The sequence below is a fragment of the Bradyrhizobium sp. CCBAU 11430 genome (genome assembly GCF_028128855.1).
In the GTDB taxonomy this organism is placed as follows: domain Bacteria; phylum Pseudomonadota; class Alphaproteobacteria; order Rhizobiales; family Xanthobacteraceae; genus Bradyrhizobium; species Bradyrhizobium ottawaense.
The window spans coordinates 16,149-33,219 of sequence record NZ_LBJV01000007.1 but is presented as its reverse complement, the minus strand read 5'-3'; the positions used below and the strand labels follow the sequence as shown (position 1 = coordinate 33,219).

The window sequence follows — 17,071 nt, the reverse complement described above, 5'->3', positions numbered from 1 at the left end:
CCGAATCCAATTACCATGCCTGTGCGAGACAGCCAACGGCCGGCTTTTCCGTTTCAACCGCCGCATCCTTCCAGCCCGGACGTCCCGCACGCTGCCCCTTCTGGCGCAGCTTGCGCATGTCGCTGAGCCCTTCGACGTTAACGGCGGGGCCGGAGCCGACGGCCTCGACCGGCCGTGGCGTTAGCAGCGCGTCGAGCCGCGCCTGGCCGGAGAGACCAAGCAGGTAGAACGTCCCCCCATCCTTCTTCGCGAGCCAGGTCTCGATGCTCTCTTTGCCCTCGCCGTCGACCGAGATGTTGCGCGCCATGCTGGCACCGGTGAAGACATTGCAGCAGCTGTGGGTCGACCCGTAATTGGTGACGGTCGCCGAAACGTCGCCGGTATAGAACACCACATAGGCGTCGCTGACATTGGCGTTGCCGGTCTGGCTCATCGTGAACACGCCGCCCGGCTGGTAGAGCTGCAGCGACGGCCAGCTGGACGGCGCCGGCGTACGGTTGTTCAGGAGTATCTGCTGGGTCGCTGTGGTGAGCATGAGCTGGCCCGGCACGTAGCCGTTCAGGATCGAGACGGCCGGCGCATCGGTCCAGAAGTTTGCGTCCACCACCCTGAACTGGTTGACGATGATGTGGTCGGGGTCGATCGAGATGTTGGCGGACTTCGCAACGCCGCCGTTGTAGCCGGTGACGTTCAGGATCAGCGGGACCGCCGGGTTCGAACGGATCTGCTCGCCCTTGACGTTGATCGTATCAGCCGCGAGGTCGAGCTCCCGCACGACGCTGACCCAGTTGATCGTCAAATCACCCGACGACGTCATCTTGACGATGTCGCCGCTGATCCGGTCGAGCGAGACCGGTCCGACCACATCGAGATGCGTGTCGCCGGGGGCGGAGATCGATCCGCCGCGGAGCGAGCCCGTGTCGGACTTGACGTTGAGATCGCCGGCATCGCCCGGGATCCCCGTCGTGGTGAGCTGGCTGAAGACGACGTCGTTCACGGCATGCAGGGTCTGCGTGCCGCCGCTGATGGCGGTGCCGACGGTGATCCCTCCGGTCGTCGCGGTGACGTCGAGTGCGCCGCCAACGTTGAGATTATCCCAATGAACGACCGTGCCGCTGAGGACTGCATTGCCGGCGGTGGCCGTGAGGTTATGCCCGGTGTTCGCACCCGCCGCGATCAGTCTCGCCGAGCCGTGGGCCGAGACCGAGCCCAGCGTCGGCACGCCGCCTGAAGTCACGGTCTGCGCGAGGATGAAACCGGTGTCCGCGTTGACGTTGATGCTGCCGGCATCGCCGTTGATGCCCGTCGCCGTCAACGCGTTGAAGGTGACGTTGTCATGGGCGTGGATGGTCTGCGTGCCGCCGCTCTGCGCGGTCTGGAAGGTAATACTGCCCTGCCCCGCGGTCGCGCCCAGCGTCGTCCCGACATTGAGGACGTTCCAGTTGATCGGGCCGGCGGCAGTCAGCAGGCCCGAGCCCGTCGAAGCCGCGAGCGTGTTGCCGCTGATGGTCGTGGCCGCAACGAGGCTCGCCGAGCCGTGGGCCGAGACCGAGCCCATCGTGGTCGCACCGCCCGAGGTCACCATCTGCGCCAGGATGAAGCCGGTGTCGGCGGTGACGTTGATGCTGCCGGCATCGCCGTTGATGCCGGTCGCCGTCAGCGCGTTGAAGGTGACGTTGTCATGGGCGTGGATGGTCTGCGTGCCGCCGCTCTGCGCGGTCTGGAAGGTGATGCCACCCTGGCTCGCCGTCGCACCCAGTGTCGTGCCGACGTTGAGGACGTTCCAGTTGATCGGGCCGGTCGCAGTCAGCAGCCCCGAGCCGGTCGTGGCGGCGAGCGTGTTGCCGGTGATGGTCGTGGCCGCAACGAGGCTCGCCGAGCCATGGGCCGAGACCGAGCCGAACGTGGTCACACCGCCCGACGTCACCGTCTGGGCCAGGATGAAGCCGGTGTCGGCGGTGACGTTGATGTTGCCGACGTCGCCGCTATTGCCGGTGGCCGCGAGCGACTTGAACGTCACATTCTGGGTCGCGTGGACCGTCTGCGAACCGCTGCTCTCGGCGGTGCCGATGAGGATGCTGCCATTGTTCGCGACGGCGCGGAAAGATCCGCTCGCGCCGGTCGCCGTGCCCGCCAGCACCTGGTCGAGCCTCAGTCCGCCGGTGCCGATGATGTCCACACTGCCCTTCACCGCGGACAGCAGGCTCACCTCGGTGTCAGCGAGAACCTTGACGTAGATATCGCCGGCGCTCGCGCTCGCAGACAGCCGCGCGGCACTTAAGGTAAACCGCCCGGTCGCACCGCCGATGCCGTTCGATGCGCTCAGCGAGAGCTCGGCGCCCGCGCCGGAGGCGATGAACTTGGTCTGGCCGTCGCCATTGTCGATGATCGCACCGAGCGAGGCGACGCCGCCGGCGGTGACGATGATCGACGGGGCGTTCGAGGCGGCAGCGTAGGACAGCGAGGAATTCAGCTGGCCGATCGTCGCATCAACCGTGGTGGTCACCGAGATCAACCCGGGCGCGTTGATGGCCGAATAGGCGCCCATCGATAGCGTCGCGGCAACCAGCGTCACGCCGCCCGTGCTGCTGGTCGCAACCACCGGCGCCGCACTTGTGCCGGCCGCGAAGGTCATGCCGCGATTGGCGAGCAGCTGCATCAGGCCGTCGCTGGTGATGCCAGTATTGATGGTGAGCGCGCCGCGCGCCACGTTCAGCGTCAACGCGCCGCCAGCCGTCAGCGCCCCATAGGGGCCGCTGGTGCCGACCGCGAGATCGCCGGTGACCGCGAGGATGCTGACGTCGCCGACCGCCGAGCCGGTCACCGCGCCGGAGATGTTCACCTGCAGCGGCTGGAAGGCCCCGCCGTTGAAGCCGATGCTGCCGCCGGCGCGCAGGTCGAGGTCGGTGCCAAGGATGTGGATCGCGGAGCGGTCCGTGAAGCCGGCCTCGGCGTAGATGCTGCCGGTCGCGGCGAGCTGGATCGCATTGCCGGCGGCGATGTTGCCGAGGATGAGATCGCCGGTGGTCTGCTTCACATAGATTCCCTGTGCCGACGAGACCTGGTCGAGCTGGTCATTGCCCGGATCGGCAAACGCGATCTGAAGCGCGTTGGCGTTGGTCGCGGGATTGCTTCCGGCAGCGCCCGGCGCGCCGACATTGCCATGCTCGGCGATCAGGGTCAGGTTGGCGATATCGCCCGAGATCACCGCCCCGCCCACATTGGCGGAGATATTTGTGACGGCGTCGAGCTTGACGTCGCCGCGGCCGGTCACCTCGATGCCGTTGGTCTGCGCGGCCGTGATCGGGCCATAATTGGCGGTGACGCCGCCGAGCGCGAGGCTGTTCTTGCTGCCGAGATAGACGTTGGTCAGTGCCTTGGCCGAGATCGCGATCGGGTTGTCGACGACGACGAGGTTCTGCTGCGACAGGCTGACCGTATAGGTCGTGACATGGGTCGTCGGATCCGTGACCGCGCCGACGGTGAGCTGGCCGGGGCCGGCGGTGGCCAGCAAGCCCCTCTGCTCCGGCGTCAGCGACGAGGAATCGACGCTGGTGAAGGTGAAGGTCTGGGGCGCCGCCGAATTGCCGACCGAGCCGCGCGGCGCGTAGAGCATGATCTGGTTGGCGCTGACATTGGCGATGACGTTCTCGTCGATCGGCGGCGGTGCCGCACCGACGGCCGACGACGACACCGTGTAGGCCAGCTGGCTCTGGGTCCACTGCGAGCCCGCGGTGATGATGCTGTAGACCCGCTCGGTCGATGCGAGCGTGTAGCTGTAGTTTGCATTGTAAGCGCCAAGCGCCGTTTGCAACGCCGTGTTGCTCGGCATCCGCTGGCTGGTGGTCGCCACGCCATCGAACAGCTTGGTGAACAGGGTCGCCGACAGCGAGCTGCCGAACACGGTCCCCAGCGGATCCGCGGGAGCGGCACCGAGCAATGTCGTCAGCGAGGTCTTGAGCTCGTCGGTGGTGATCTTGCCGAGCAGGAACTGATCCCTCAGGAATCGCGTCGTGGCCTCGGTCTTCATCTGCGTCGCGGTGACGTCGGCAGGGTCGATGCCGAGCTTGGCCGCCACCTGCGCCCGCAGCACCGTCTGCCCCACCGAGGTCGGGTTGTAGGTGCTGCCGTTCGTAAAGGCGATGTTCTTGAGCTGGAAATAGTCGTTGTAGGCCGACGTCACCATCGACTGATAGCTGTTGACGGCGTTGGTGGCGGCGTTGCCACTGACAAGGTCGAGGCTGGCCTGGACGTCCTGAAGATGCTGGCTCTGTGCCTGGGTCAGGCCGACCGCCGCCCGGCCGTTCAGGATGTTGGCCTGGTTGCCGTCGGAGCCGGCGGCCTCCAGGAACAGCGGGCCACCGGTCGACTGGATCGTGCCTAGGCGGAGGTCGCCCTTGGACTGAATGATGTAGGTGCCGGTGGCCGAGGCGCTGTCGAGCACGCCGCCATCCACGCTGACGCCCGCCTGAACCGTCCCCGTCGCCTGGATCACCAGCGGATTGATGTTGGTCAGGGTGGACGCGCCGTTGACCACCGCGCTCGTCGCGCCGATGGCACCGGAGGCGGAGTTGATCTCGATGTTCTTGCCGATCACGACGGGATTGGCGGGGTTGTAGGCGGAGGCCGAGTTGATGTCGCCGGTCGCCGACAGGAACACGTTGCCCTGCGGCGTGGCGCCTGCCGAATTCACCTTCACCTGGTTGATCGACAGCGCGCCGATGGCCGAAATCGCGATGTCGCGGTCGATCGAGCTGGCGGTCAGGCTGCCACCATAGATCTGCACCTGGACGGGCGTCCTGTTGGCGCCGAGCGTGCCGATGCCGCCGTCACCCCGAAGCGTCACGCTCGTACCCGAGATCACCGGGTTGTTGGCATTGGCGCCGACCGTGATGGACGAGTTGGCGCCGGTGGCGGCCAGCGTCGTCGTTCCCTGCTGGTTGTTGATCGACCCGTTGATGACGATGCCTGAGGTCGAATTGACCACGACGTCGCTGCTACTGCCACCGGTGAACTTGATGTTGATCGGGTTCGACGCCTTGACCGTGTTGGTCAGCGAGAGCGTCAAATGATCATAGATCGCCTGGTACCAGTTGTACTGGGCATCTGCGCCGCAGCACGCGTTGGAGTGGGTGTTGAGTCCAACGGGGCTCCCGTCCGGATTCGTGCCGCCCGCCCAGTGATAGCTGCCGGTGGCGGTCGTGACCTTCTGGTAGTTGGTGCTCTGCGTGCCTGAAACCAGGCTGGTCGAGCGGGTCCAGCTCTCGCCGGTGGTCTGATTGGGCGTGAAGCTCCAGCCGTAGTCGAACTGCGTGCTGGTGGGTAGACGATCCAGCGTCGCGGTGTCGACCCATTGATAGAGCATGTTCTCCTTCGTCGCGTACTGGATACCCGCCGTACCGGTCCTCGCTGCAAGCATCGACGGATCAATCGCGGCCGCAGTGACACTGTTGGTCTCGTACCGCGACACCTGCTGGCTGCTTGCAGCCTTGGGATCGTAGACCCACCACGTCGTCTTCCCCTTGAGCTGGTCGACGATCTCGACCACGCTCTGGGCAGTGACGCTGGTATTGATGGTGTTGGTGACGAGCTGGAGCCCGCTGGTGTTGTTGACGGTGACCGTGCCGGCACCGCCTTTGATCTCGATGTTACCCTGGGTCTGGGTGCTGTCGGTCGAGGTCGAGATGATCTTGCCGTTGAGGTAGACGTAGCCGCCGGCGCCCTGCGCCACGCCATTCAGGATGAGCTGGTCGGTGAGAGCGTTGTACCTGACCCCGATCTTGGCGTCGCCGCTGGCCGACGCCGTCACGGAGCCCGAGATATCGTAATAGACGCCGTTGCGCGCATTGGCCTGGGCCGCGGCAAAGTCCGCGCCGCCGTTGCGGTTCTTGAGGCCGTTGCTGCCATAGATGGCATCGTACGCCGCGGCGCCGATGTCGACCGAGTAATTGCTGCTCGAGCCGGCCTGGATGGTGCCGTTGATGTTGATCACCGACGCCGAGATGATGACCGCCTGGCCGCTGATGGTCCGGGAGGCTGTCGCGGTGGCCGGCGAATTGGCGGTCTTCGGCGTGATCGCATCCGGCTGGATGTTGATCACCTGGAAGAAGCCCGAGCTGTCGCAGGCTGACGCACAGTTGAACGGCGTCTTGTACGGACCGCTATCGGTGTAAACGTTGCGGCCGTCATAAGTCGTTTTCTTCCACTGCGCGAGCACGACATTGGTCGAGTCCTGCGACTGCCCCTCGATGATCTTGAGGGTCGCGATGTCAGGCACGCTGCCGGCATCGGGAGTGCTGGTGTTCCCAGGCGTACCCCTGCCCACCGGCAGGAAGATCGATGAATAGAGCGAGGTGCCGTCGTAATACGTCATCAGCATGCGCGCGGTGAAGATCGTGCTGGCGTCGGCGTTGCCGACGGGTTGATACACGCCGTGGCTGCCGTCGGTGCAGCAGTAATAGAAATAGGGGTGATCGGTTCCCGAAGCGATATGCGGAGCGGTATAGTAGTCGCCGTAGGCGCCGAGATAGGTCGCCGCCGTCATCACCGCGGTCAGCGTGTCTTCCGGCCTGTTTTCAGTGGTGGCCCATTGCGAGGTGACCGCGCTGCCGCTGTCGTAGAAGCTCCCGATACCGCCGAGGAAGGTGAAGGTGCCTTTTGGCACCACGATCTGGACGGTCGCGGCACTGAGCGACTGCGATGCGACGACGCTGCCGAGATTGTTGATGATCTTGAGCAGGCCGTTCGCGTTGTTGACGGCGCCATTGAAATAGATGTCGGGCGTGCGGGTCAGCACGTTGCCGTTCTGGTCAATGCCTTGACCGGAGTCAGGATCCAGGCGGTTATAGGTGGCCGAGATGTCGATGACCGGTGTTGCGCTCGGCATCGCGGTGAAGGTCACATTGGAGTGCGAATCCGGGTCGACATGGTCGATCTGGCGGTAGGTGATGTTGCCTCCGCTCACGTCGGTGACCGTGAGGTTGCCGAGGCTCATGAAGTCCAGGCCCTTGTTCTCGATCTTGATCAAGGGCGAGCTGCGCGCGATGACCGCGGGCGCGGCCGGGTTCGTGCCGCTGTTTCCGGTCAGCTTCTGCGCCAGGATCGAGACGTTGCCGGCGGACACCATGATGTCGCCGAACGCGAAGGCATTGCCGGGTGCGTCGGAGGTGAACGGCGCCTGCTTGATCAGCGTGTCGATCTGGCGCTGGATGTCGCCGGTCGGATCGGTGCCGGACGGCGCCATCGTCGCGGGCGCCGTAGGCGTGGCCGCCGCGAGCTGGGAGCGGACTTGCGCCTCGGTCAGGCCGGTCAGCGACGCCAGCTGATTGACCACCAGCTGGTAGGGATTGAAGTTGCCGACGACGGTGTACTGGACCGTCTGGTGGTTCCAGCTCATCACCGGATTGAAGTGATTGACGTCGGAAACGGCCTCGAGGGTCAGCGCGGAGTAAGGGCTGGTCGTGCTCAGGGTCGGCGTGCTCGCGCCGAGCTCGATCGTGATGGTCACGTCGTTGTTGATGCCCGCCACCACCAGGCCGTTGAGCGCGACATCGCCGGTTCCGCTGGTGTGGCTGTGATTGTCGCTGTTCTTGGCGCTGAAGATGTCCAGATACGGATTGTAATTGCTGCCGTTGCCGGCGGCCGTGACCTGCCCTTGCGTTGCGCCCAGATAGATATTCCGCGCGCCGAGGATGCTCGAGGTCGGGGCCAGCGTCAGGCTCGTGCTGTCGTCGGCATTGGCCGTGCCGCGGTACAGCGTGGAGATCGGAATGGCGGTGTTGTTGTAGACGACCGTCGTCGCCGTCGCCTGCACGCTGCTGAAAACGAGGCCATCGCCGGACAGGCCGGCATACATGGTGATGTCACGCCAGGCCATGATCTTCGCGCCGGCGCCGACATTGACGGACTGGTTGGCGTGAACCCAGCTGTTGGTGCTGGCGCCGACGCCAGCGATCGCGCCATAGAGGCTGGCATTGGCGTTGGTCGCCGCCGCCATCTTCGCGGCCGTGCCAATATAGATCTTGCCGGCGCTGAACAGCTCGCGGGCGTTGATGTTGACCGCGAGCGTGGCGTTCGCCGTCATGTTGGATTCGGCGCCGCCGCCGGCGAAGAAGCTGGCGGTGGCGAGGCTCGCGGTGTCGTTGGTGTTCAGCGTGTTGTAGGCCTCGATGTTGATCACGGCCGTCGAGGTCCTGGGATCGTCGTTGAGGCTCAGCACCGTGCCGGCGCCGATATTGGTGGTGACGTTCTGCGTCACAAAGGACTCGCTGAGCGCGGCCGCCCCTGAGAACGAGCCGCCGGAACCCGAACGCGCGCCGCCGCCACCCTGGTTGACGATGTCGTTGGCGATCACGACCATGTCGCCGGCCGCCGAATTGATGATCAGATGCGTCCCGATCTCGGCCGTGGTGGTGGAGTCGACGTCGTTCCGCGCCTCGCCGGCGGACACGCCGGCCGTGGACGCCTGATAGGCATCGCCGCTCGCCGCGTAATTCGTGGTGTGCTTGGCATTGATGCGGAGACCGCCGAAATAGAGCGTGTCATCAGCCGTGCCGCCGTCGAAGCGCGCGTTGGTCACGGCGGTCGAGCTGGTCGTGGCGACCGCGGCCGCGCCGGCATAGGTGCCGCCCGCGCCGACCGTCGCGTTGGAGACGTTGGTATCCGTGCCGGTGGCCGTGATCCGCAGGATACCGGTGTAATTGCCGTGATTCAGATTATCCATGTCGGCAGGCGCACCCAGATAGGCGTAGGTATGCGCGCTGGACGAGGTCTGCGCGACGGTGGCGCCGAGCGCCAGGAATCCGGTCGAAAGGCCCGTCGCCTCGGCGTATTGGGCGCTGTCGTTTTCGGCCGCGATGGTCACGTCAGCGTTGGGCAACGTAATCCCCGTCCCGCCATAGGCGCTCACGGTCGCGTTTTCCGACGCCTTGGCGTAGCTGCCCTGTGCCCCGATCAGCGAGCCGCCGCCGCCGGCGAGCGCCTTGGCCCATGTCGACGTGCCGCTGGTCGGAACCAGCGCCATGGCGGTCACCGCAAGCGCACCACCCGAGAAGCTCGTGTTGTCGCCAACATCGGCAGTGACCGTGGCGCCGACCGTGGACTGGGCGATGGCGACGCCGACCGCGGCGCCGCCGACCGAAACGCCGATCGCCTCGCTCGATAGATTGGGCGTGATCGAGGCCGACACCAGTGTGCCGACGCCGGTCGCGGATGTCGTGATCGAGGCACTGCTGCCGATCTCCGCCAGCACGGACGAGTTCTCGTGCGCCTCCGCATCCGCACCGACGCCCGCGACGATACCGCCGCCGAGCGCGGTGGCCGTCGTCGTCAGCGTGCCGGCACCGCTTGCGCCAACTGCCAGAGCCGCGACGTTGACGGTGGAGCCGTTCAGAACCCTCGCGGCGACCGAACTCGCTCGGCTTGCCGTTGCGACCGAAGGACCGGCCGCCACGGCACCGCCGGTGACGCCGCCGGTGAAGACGACCTGGGTCGTCGAATCCTGCGCCATGACGGCGGCGCCATTGCCGGTGCCGCCCGTGCCGGTGATCTGGCCGCCGAGCATGGCCACCACGGAGTTGCTGACATTGCCGACCGCGACAGCCGCCTGGGCGCCAAAGTAAAGCGCCGCACCGCCGGCGATGGCCTCGGTGTCGACGGTCTTGCCGGCATAAGGCCCGGTAGTCGCGTCCTTGACGACCGCCGCAACGGTGACAATCGGCGCCGAGACCGCCAAAGGCGTATCGGCGGCCACCAGCACGCCGGAGCCGTTGCGTCCGTAGTCACTCAGATTGGCGAGCACGGTGCTGTTGACGCTGGTGTAGCCGATGCCCGCACCGATGCCGACATTCTTGGCAAAGCCGGCGCCGAGCAGATACATCTTGGCCGCGTTGGCGCTGGTGGCGGCAACGTTGACCTGCGTGCCCGTGACGTTGCCGCCCGCGATCTGCGCGACGACGACGTCGTTGCCGCCGCTCAGCACGTTGCTGACGTCGTAGGTCGAGCTGACATTGGCGCTGTTCGGATTGCCGGCCGTGCCGCTGGCGACGGCGTTGCTCCCGTGGGTGTTGCTGGTGCCACTGTTGACCGACGCGATGGTGCCGCTGCCGCCCTGATTGAGCTGACCAGTCTGCTGGCCCTGGGTGTCGGCATCGGCGGTGTTGGTGCCGATGATGATGACGCCGACGGTCGCGCCGGTGCCGACGCTGCCGCCGATGCCGGCGGTGACCGCGTAGGACAGCACCTCCTTGGTGCTGAGCGCATTGACGTTGATCGCGCCTGACGAGTTCAGATTGCTGTTCCAGCTCTCGGCAACGGTCCGGCTCTTGAACACGATGACGTTGGCTGCGGCGCCGACGCCGACGCCTCCCCCGCTGGCGCCGACCGCAAGTGCGCCTGCGATCTCCTTGATCGCCACGTCTTCGTTGGCGTTGATCGTCACCGCGCCGGCCGTACCGCCCGTCACCCCATGCAGCGTGGTGTCGTAGACGCCGGCGATGGTGGTGTTGTTGGCGACCTCAATGTTGGCCATGCCGGCGATAGCCGCCGTCCCGGTCGAGAGCGCGCCGCCGATCGCATAGGCCTCGAAACGGTTCTTGGTCTTGGCCTCGACGTCGAGCGCGCCGCTCAGATTGAGCGCGGTGGTGTGTGCGGCACCATTGCCCTGATAGCGGAACTCGTCACCGACATAGGCCAGCGTCCGGTTCGAGGAGACCTGGACCAGGAACGCCGCGCCAATCGCGGCCTGGCTGCCATAGGCGCCGGAGCCGTTCGCGGAGAAGATACCGGTGTTGTTGTTGGCGTTCACCGTCAGTGACGAAGCCGTCAGCGCGCCGCCGTCAACATAGGCTTCCGTGGTTGCCTGGAAGACGTTGAGCCCGACCGAGCCGGTGTTGAAACCGATCGCGATCGACGACGCATCCTGCTCCGCATTGGCCTTCACAGTGACGGCGCCGACCGTCTCGCTCGACGACTGCACGCCGCCGACTGTGGCATTCGTGATATAGGCCAAGGTCTCGCGCGACATCGTCGTCGAGATGATCGTCGCGCCACCGCCGCCACTGCTGCCGTAAGCGATGCCGGCGCCGAACGCGCCGGAATAGGAGAAGCTCGACGCGGCGACCTCGATCTGCGGCTTGAGCGTCGAGGAGGTCAGGCGCGTGTCGATGGCCGCGCTGTCGATATAGGCTCGCGTCGCCCCGCTCATCACATTGGTGATGGGGTTGATCATGATCGCGATGCTGGAACTCGCGGCAAGCGAGGCGACGCTGGTCACGACGGCCTGGTGCGAGCTCGCGACCACGGCAAGGCCGCGCACGGTGTCCTGGTTCTCGGAGAGGTCGGGCGTGGTGTCGGTTGGCGCATGGGCGGTGCCGAGATCGAACGCGTGGACGAGCGTGCCGTTGTTGACCGACAGCGTATCGGACGAACTGGTTCCGAGCGCATCGACTTTGGTGTTGGCACCACTGATATAGGCTGCGGTGGTTCCGGTGATCTGGTTGGTCACCAGCGAACCCGCGCCGCCGGCCGCCCCCTTGCTGATCGACAAGGCACCGGCGAACACCGCCGCCTTGTCGTTGTTGCCGGCGATCACGCCGACATTGTTGGTGGCGGTGACGTCAGCGCCGTTGATGCCGTTGGTGCCGGCCGCGGTGATGCTGGCCGTGACATTGGTCCCCATCAGATTGGTGGCGACCGAACCGGCCAGACCGACCTGCGAGGACATCGCGACACCGACGGCGACCGTCGAGATGCTGGCATTCGAGTTCGCACCGACGGCAACGCTGCCCGAGGCCGTCAGCTTGGAGCCGGTGACGCCGGCGCTGACGTTGTTGGCGATGCTGCTGTAGACCAGCGCCAGACCTGCGGCGCTGCCTTGCGACGCGGCGCTCGCGATCGCGGCGGTTCCGGTGATACTGGAATTGTCGGTCGCACTGACGGAGATGTTGCGGGCCGTGACGGACGATTGCGTCGTGCTGGACAGATTGTTGCCGATGGTCGCCGAGACGGTATTGGCGATCGAGCTGATCGTCGTGCCGCCGACGCCTGCAAACTGTCCGGTCGCCAGACCGAGGCCGATCGTGACCGATTGGATCTTCGAGGAATCGACCGCGCTCACGCTGACATTGCTGCTCGCCGTCATCAGGACGTTGGCGATATAGGCCGAATGCGTGGTTGCGATGGTGTCGTAGATGATCGAGGCGCCGACATTGTTCTTGCCGGCCTGGATGAGGCCCGCAACGGAGATGATGCTGGCGCCCGGACCATTCCCCGTGCCGTCGTTAAGCGCCGCCGCGCCGAAGTCGATGCAGTTCTGCCCGCCCGTGCCGCCGGCGACCGTGCAGGTGTCCGTGGCGAGATGATTGTTGTTCGACTTCTTGACGAGGTTGCCGAGCGCTGTGTCCAGCGCCGACACGGCGCCGCTGTCCGCCAGCACCGTCACGCGCCCGACGTTGATGCTCACCGTCGCGCCGCTGTTGATGTAGGCCGTCGTGGTGGGCGAGATCTCGCTGACGACGATCGCGCCGGCAAGCCCGTTGGACCCCGCCCCGCCCGAGGCCGCGCCGGCCGCGATCACGCTGGCGCTGTCGGCCAGCACCAGCAGGGTGTCGTAGTTCGAGATCGAGGTGCTGCGGATATGCGCATCGGTCGCGTTGCCGCCGGTGGGATCGGCGATCGAAGCATAGGTCAGCCCGATGCCGACGCCAGCCTGGCCACCCGAGATATAGAGCGAGCCGCCACCGATCGCGATGTTCGTGGTCTGGTAGGCGTCGACCTCGAGCGCGCGGTTGACGCCGGAGGATTGGCCCGTGATCGTCGAACTCTCGATGTAGGCGTTGGCGCTGTCGGTGATGATGCCGACCGAGGCCGACAGCGACGCCGCATTGGATTTAGATGCCGCCACGCCGAGGGCGACGACGGTCTCCGAGCCGCCATTGAGCGCCTGCACCGTCACCGAACTCTGGTTGTTCATGGTGGTGCCGTAGATATAGGCGAGCGTCGAATTGTTCGACATCGCCGCCGCGATCGCACCGCCGATCGCGGCCCCCGTGGCGGACCCTCCGGCCAGATTGAGCGCCGCAGAGCCGGAACCATTGTTGAGCATGGTGTCGTTGAGGGCCTGAACGATCGTGTTGGTCACCACCGCACCGGTCGTGGTGTACTTGTTGACCGTCGTGTTCCTGATATAGGCGCTGGTAACCAGCGAGACGTCGCTCACTGACGAGCTGCCGGCGAGATCGAGGCTGAAGCCGCTGGTGCTAGATCCCGAGGTCGAACCGATCTTGCCCGCCGCCGTCGTCACGCCGGCGGCGCCTCCGGTCGAGGCGGCGCCGGCAGCGCCTGCCTTGTCGGAGAAACTCGACGACGCCGGGTCGGAGACGGCTGCCGCGACGGCGGCAGCGGTGATGCGCCCCGAAGTGGTCGCGCTGAGTGTCAGATTGTCGACATTGACCGCCCCGCTTCCGCCGCTGGTGCCGGCGAACGGATCGTTGGCGCTGAACACGCCGGGCCGTATGTCGGAATGGTTGTCGCCGATATAGGCGGAGGTGTCGGCATTTGCGCCGAGATAGGCGACCGACAAGCCGACCGCCGAACCGCCGCTCCCGTTATAGCTCATCGCGCCGGACAGCGTCACGACCGACAGATCCTGCTGCGCCAGGATGCCGACGGTCGGTGCATAGACGGTGGCCTGGCTCGAGATCGACGCATGCGTCGTGTTGTTCAGGAAACCGAGCGAGGTGATGCCATTCAGCGCCAGCGTGCCGGCAGCCTTGCCGGACGACGGTGCGACAGCGACGAACCGGTCTGAAGTGATCGCGTTGACGGCGATGTCGTCCGCCGCACGCAGCGTCGCGCGGTCCGAAACGCCAGCGATGGTATTGGTGTTGAACTGGACGAGATTGAGCGCGCCGCCGACGGAGGAGCCGCCCGAGGTGTTGCCGAACAGGAAGCCGAGCGTGCCGACATTGCCGGCGGCGTCGATCGACGCCGTGGTCGTGGTGGCCGCGATCTGGAGGCTGGCGTCGTAGGTATGGACGTCGCCATTGTCCATCCCGACCGACCAGCCGGTGCCACTGCCGCAGGCCGCGGTCGCGCAGGTCGCCGTCAGGCTTGCGCTGCCGGCCACCCACGCCGTCGTGTTGTTGTTCACGACGAAATGGTTCAGCGAACCGGCGATGCCGATCGTGTCGCCGGCGTCCGCGGTGGCATTGGCGTAGCTGGTCAGGATGTTGCCGCCGACGCCGAGATTGCCGTTGAGGTGGCTCAGCACGGCGCCCAGACCATCCCACTTCAGCCAGGTGTTGGTGATCGGCAATTCGGTGGTGGCATCGACGGCGATATTCGCCGCGTTGATCAGCGTGCCATTGCCGACATAGGCGTTCGAATTATGCGTGAAATTGCCCCAGGCGACGGCCGCGCTGATCGCGGTGCTCTCGCCGGACACCGGGTCTTTCGTGATCGCGCTGGACGTCGCGTTGCTGCGAACGCCGCGATCAATGACATTGCTGGCGACGGCAACGTTGCCGCTGGCATAGATGCTCGGCGCGCCGCCGCTCGGATTCTGCGCGATCGCAGCGGTCGCGCTCTGGGTGCTGTTGGCCAGCGACAGCGCGGCTGCGACCTTGAAATCGAAGCTCAGCGGCACCAGCGATCCCATGTGGTCCCTGATGATCGACGTCGGCGAGGTGACGGCGCGCAGTCCTCGTTCGATCGCCGCGATCAGCGCCGGTAGGCCGGCGATGGACGAGGCCATCGTGGAATTGCTCGTCGTGTCGGACGTCGCTTCGACCAGAACGGAGGCGTTCATCCGGTTGTTGATATCGGTTCCGAGCGATGCGCCGAGCGTCGCGGTCGCGGACGTCGTGATGTCGCTGATGGCGAACGCGCCTCCGACAGCACCGCTCGCCCCCGTTCCGGGCGCCGCAACCGACGTTGCGCTGGTCGAGAACGAGTTGTTGTTGATCGCGCGCACCTTCAGGGTGCTGCCGCTCGTGTTCACCGTGCCGGCAGCAATATGCGCGCCGGTCGCAACGTTTGCGGTCGTCGTCACCGAGCCCTTGGAATAGGCCACCGTCGGGACGATCTGCGCGCTCGTCGATGCCGCGAGGGCAGAGACGGCGATGGTCGCATCGTTGAGCGCCTTGATCTCGAGGTTGCCGCCGGCGTTGATCGTCGCGCCCGAGGCGATGTTGGTGGTCACGTTGCCATCGATCTTACCGACGACCACGCCGGCCGCGACCGGCGTGAGACTGCCGAGCAAGGTGGATGCGACCGCCGGATCCGACGCGGTCTCGGTGGCATGTGCGGAAATGGTGACGTCGCCGCGGCCGTTGATGTCGGCATGGCTGTTGATGTTGATCGTCGCGGTCGCGCTGGCCGCGACATAGCCGCCATTGAGCCCGAGCAGCGAGGCGGCGAGCGTCGAGCCGACGAGCGCGAGATCACCGACCGCAGAACCGTTCAGGAAGCTCGACACGGCCGTCGAGGTCGCGGTGATCGAGACGGTACCACCGGTAATCTTGCCGTCGACCGTGATCGCCGTCGTGGCTGTGGCCTGACCGGACAGCGTGATGTCGCTCGCCGTTGCCCGCAACGTCACATTGCCGTCGGCGTAGGTGGTTCCGCCGAAATTGACCGACTGCGCCAGGATCTGCGCGCCATTCATGATCTCGATGTTCGGCGCGTCGATGATGACGTTGTTGGCGTTACCGGTCGAATGGCCGGAGCCATCGAGACGACGGGCGTCGATCATCGCATGCGCGGCGAGCGTGATCGAATGATCCGCCTGGATGAGGTAGTCGGAACCGGCGCTGAGCCCGGCGAGCGCCGCCGCGACGGAGCTGTTCGACAGCGTCACGCCGGTATCGCCCTGGGCGGCATCGCCGACGACCAGGTCGGTCGGATCGATCAGCAGCGTGCCGGCCTTGCCGTTGGCCGCGCTGAGATTGACCTTGATGCCCCGGCCGATGTCGATGACGCCGTTCGCGCTGAAATCGACCAGACCTGCATTGCCGGTCTTCGCGCTGGCGTTGAACCTGGCCCCGCCCGTCACGGTCAGATTCTGCGCCGCCTTCAGACGGATCTCGCCGGCATCGCCGTTCCTGCTGGCGATATTCAGCCTGGCGTTCTTGCCGATATCGATGTTGTTGCCGGCCTGCACCGTGATGTTGCTCGGCGTCGAGGTCTTGCTGTGCGCGGTCAGGCGGCCGTTGACGCGAGCGTTGTTGACGGCGCCGATATGGATCGAACCGTTGCTGACGGTGATCGAGCTGGCGCTGCGCAGGCCCTTGGAATTAACGGATGCCGCGAACTGGGCGGCGTGGTCGAGATTGGCGATGTCGCGCTGGGTCGCGCCGCCGACAAAGACGTTCTGCCCGGTCAGACGCACGCCGTCCTGGGCATTGACCCGGCCGTAGATGCGGATGTTGCCGTCCGGCGAGACCGGGAACGAGCCCGCCATGAGATTGCCGACGGCCGTGCCGTTGATCGCGCCGCCGGGACCGATCAGGCTGTCGGTGAACTCCCGTGTCGGAGTCGAGACATTGAGGCTGCCGACATTGACCACGCCGCTGCGGCCGACCACGAACCCCTTGGGGTCGGCGAAATAGACGTTACCGCCGATTGAGCCGTTCATGTAGGAGTTCAGCGTGCCGTTGACGTAGACCGGCGCGTCGCGAACGATGTTGACGAGATTTCGCGTCCCCGTCGGCAGTTGCAGGTTGACCGTATTGCCCTGCCCGACGCTGAACTGCGAGAAGGAGTTGAAGGCGTTGTTGCCCGAGACCGTCGACGTCGTGACGTTGGTGACGCTGCCGGAAGTTTGAAGGCTGGTCCCGGTCCGTCCATCGGGAACGATGACGTTCGCCGTCTGCGCCTGAAGGCGGACGCTGAACACCGGCAGAAAGACCATCTGCATCGCGCAGAGCAGCGACATCGAGCGGAACCGCGCCAGCCGGCGCAGCGTCGTCCGCTCGTCATCGTTTCGCGCCGCAGATGGTCCGCGCATGTCAGATCCTCGTCATCGGCATTGGCGCCGACCCACAACCGGGTGGGAGAATGTCGTGCGATCCAG

The 17,071-nt window shown here is 65.8% G+C and carries 1 protein-coding gene; it reads right to left on the bottom strand.

All coding sequences use genetic code 11. The features are described from left to right. Positions 1-10: 10 nt before the first annotated feature. Positions 11-17,005 carry a leukotoxin LktA family filamentous adhesin gene (locus tag XI04_RS04970; protein ID WP_271623530.1) on the bottom strand — a complete coding sequence of 5,665 codons (16,995 nt, stop codon included), beginning with the start codon at positions 17,003-17,005 and terminating at the stop codon, positions 11-13. Positions 17,006-17,071 lie beyond the last annotated feature (66 nt).

Bases quoted from the DNA above. Each gene is read 5' to 3' on its own strand.
- XI04_RS04970 (WP_271623530.1), bottom strand. From the start codon at position 17,005: ATGCGCGGACCATCTGCGGCGCGAAACGATGACGAGCGGACGACGCTG.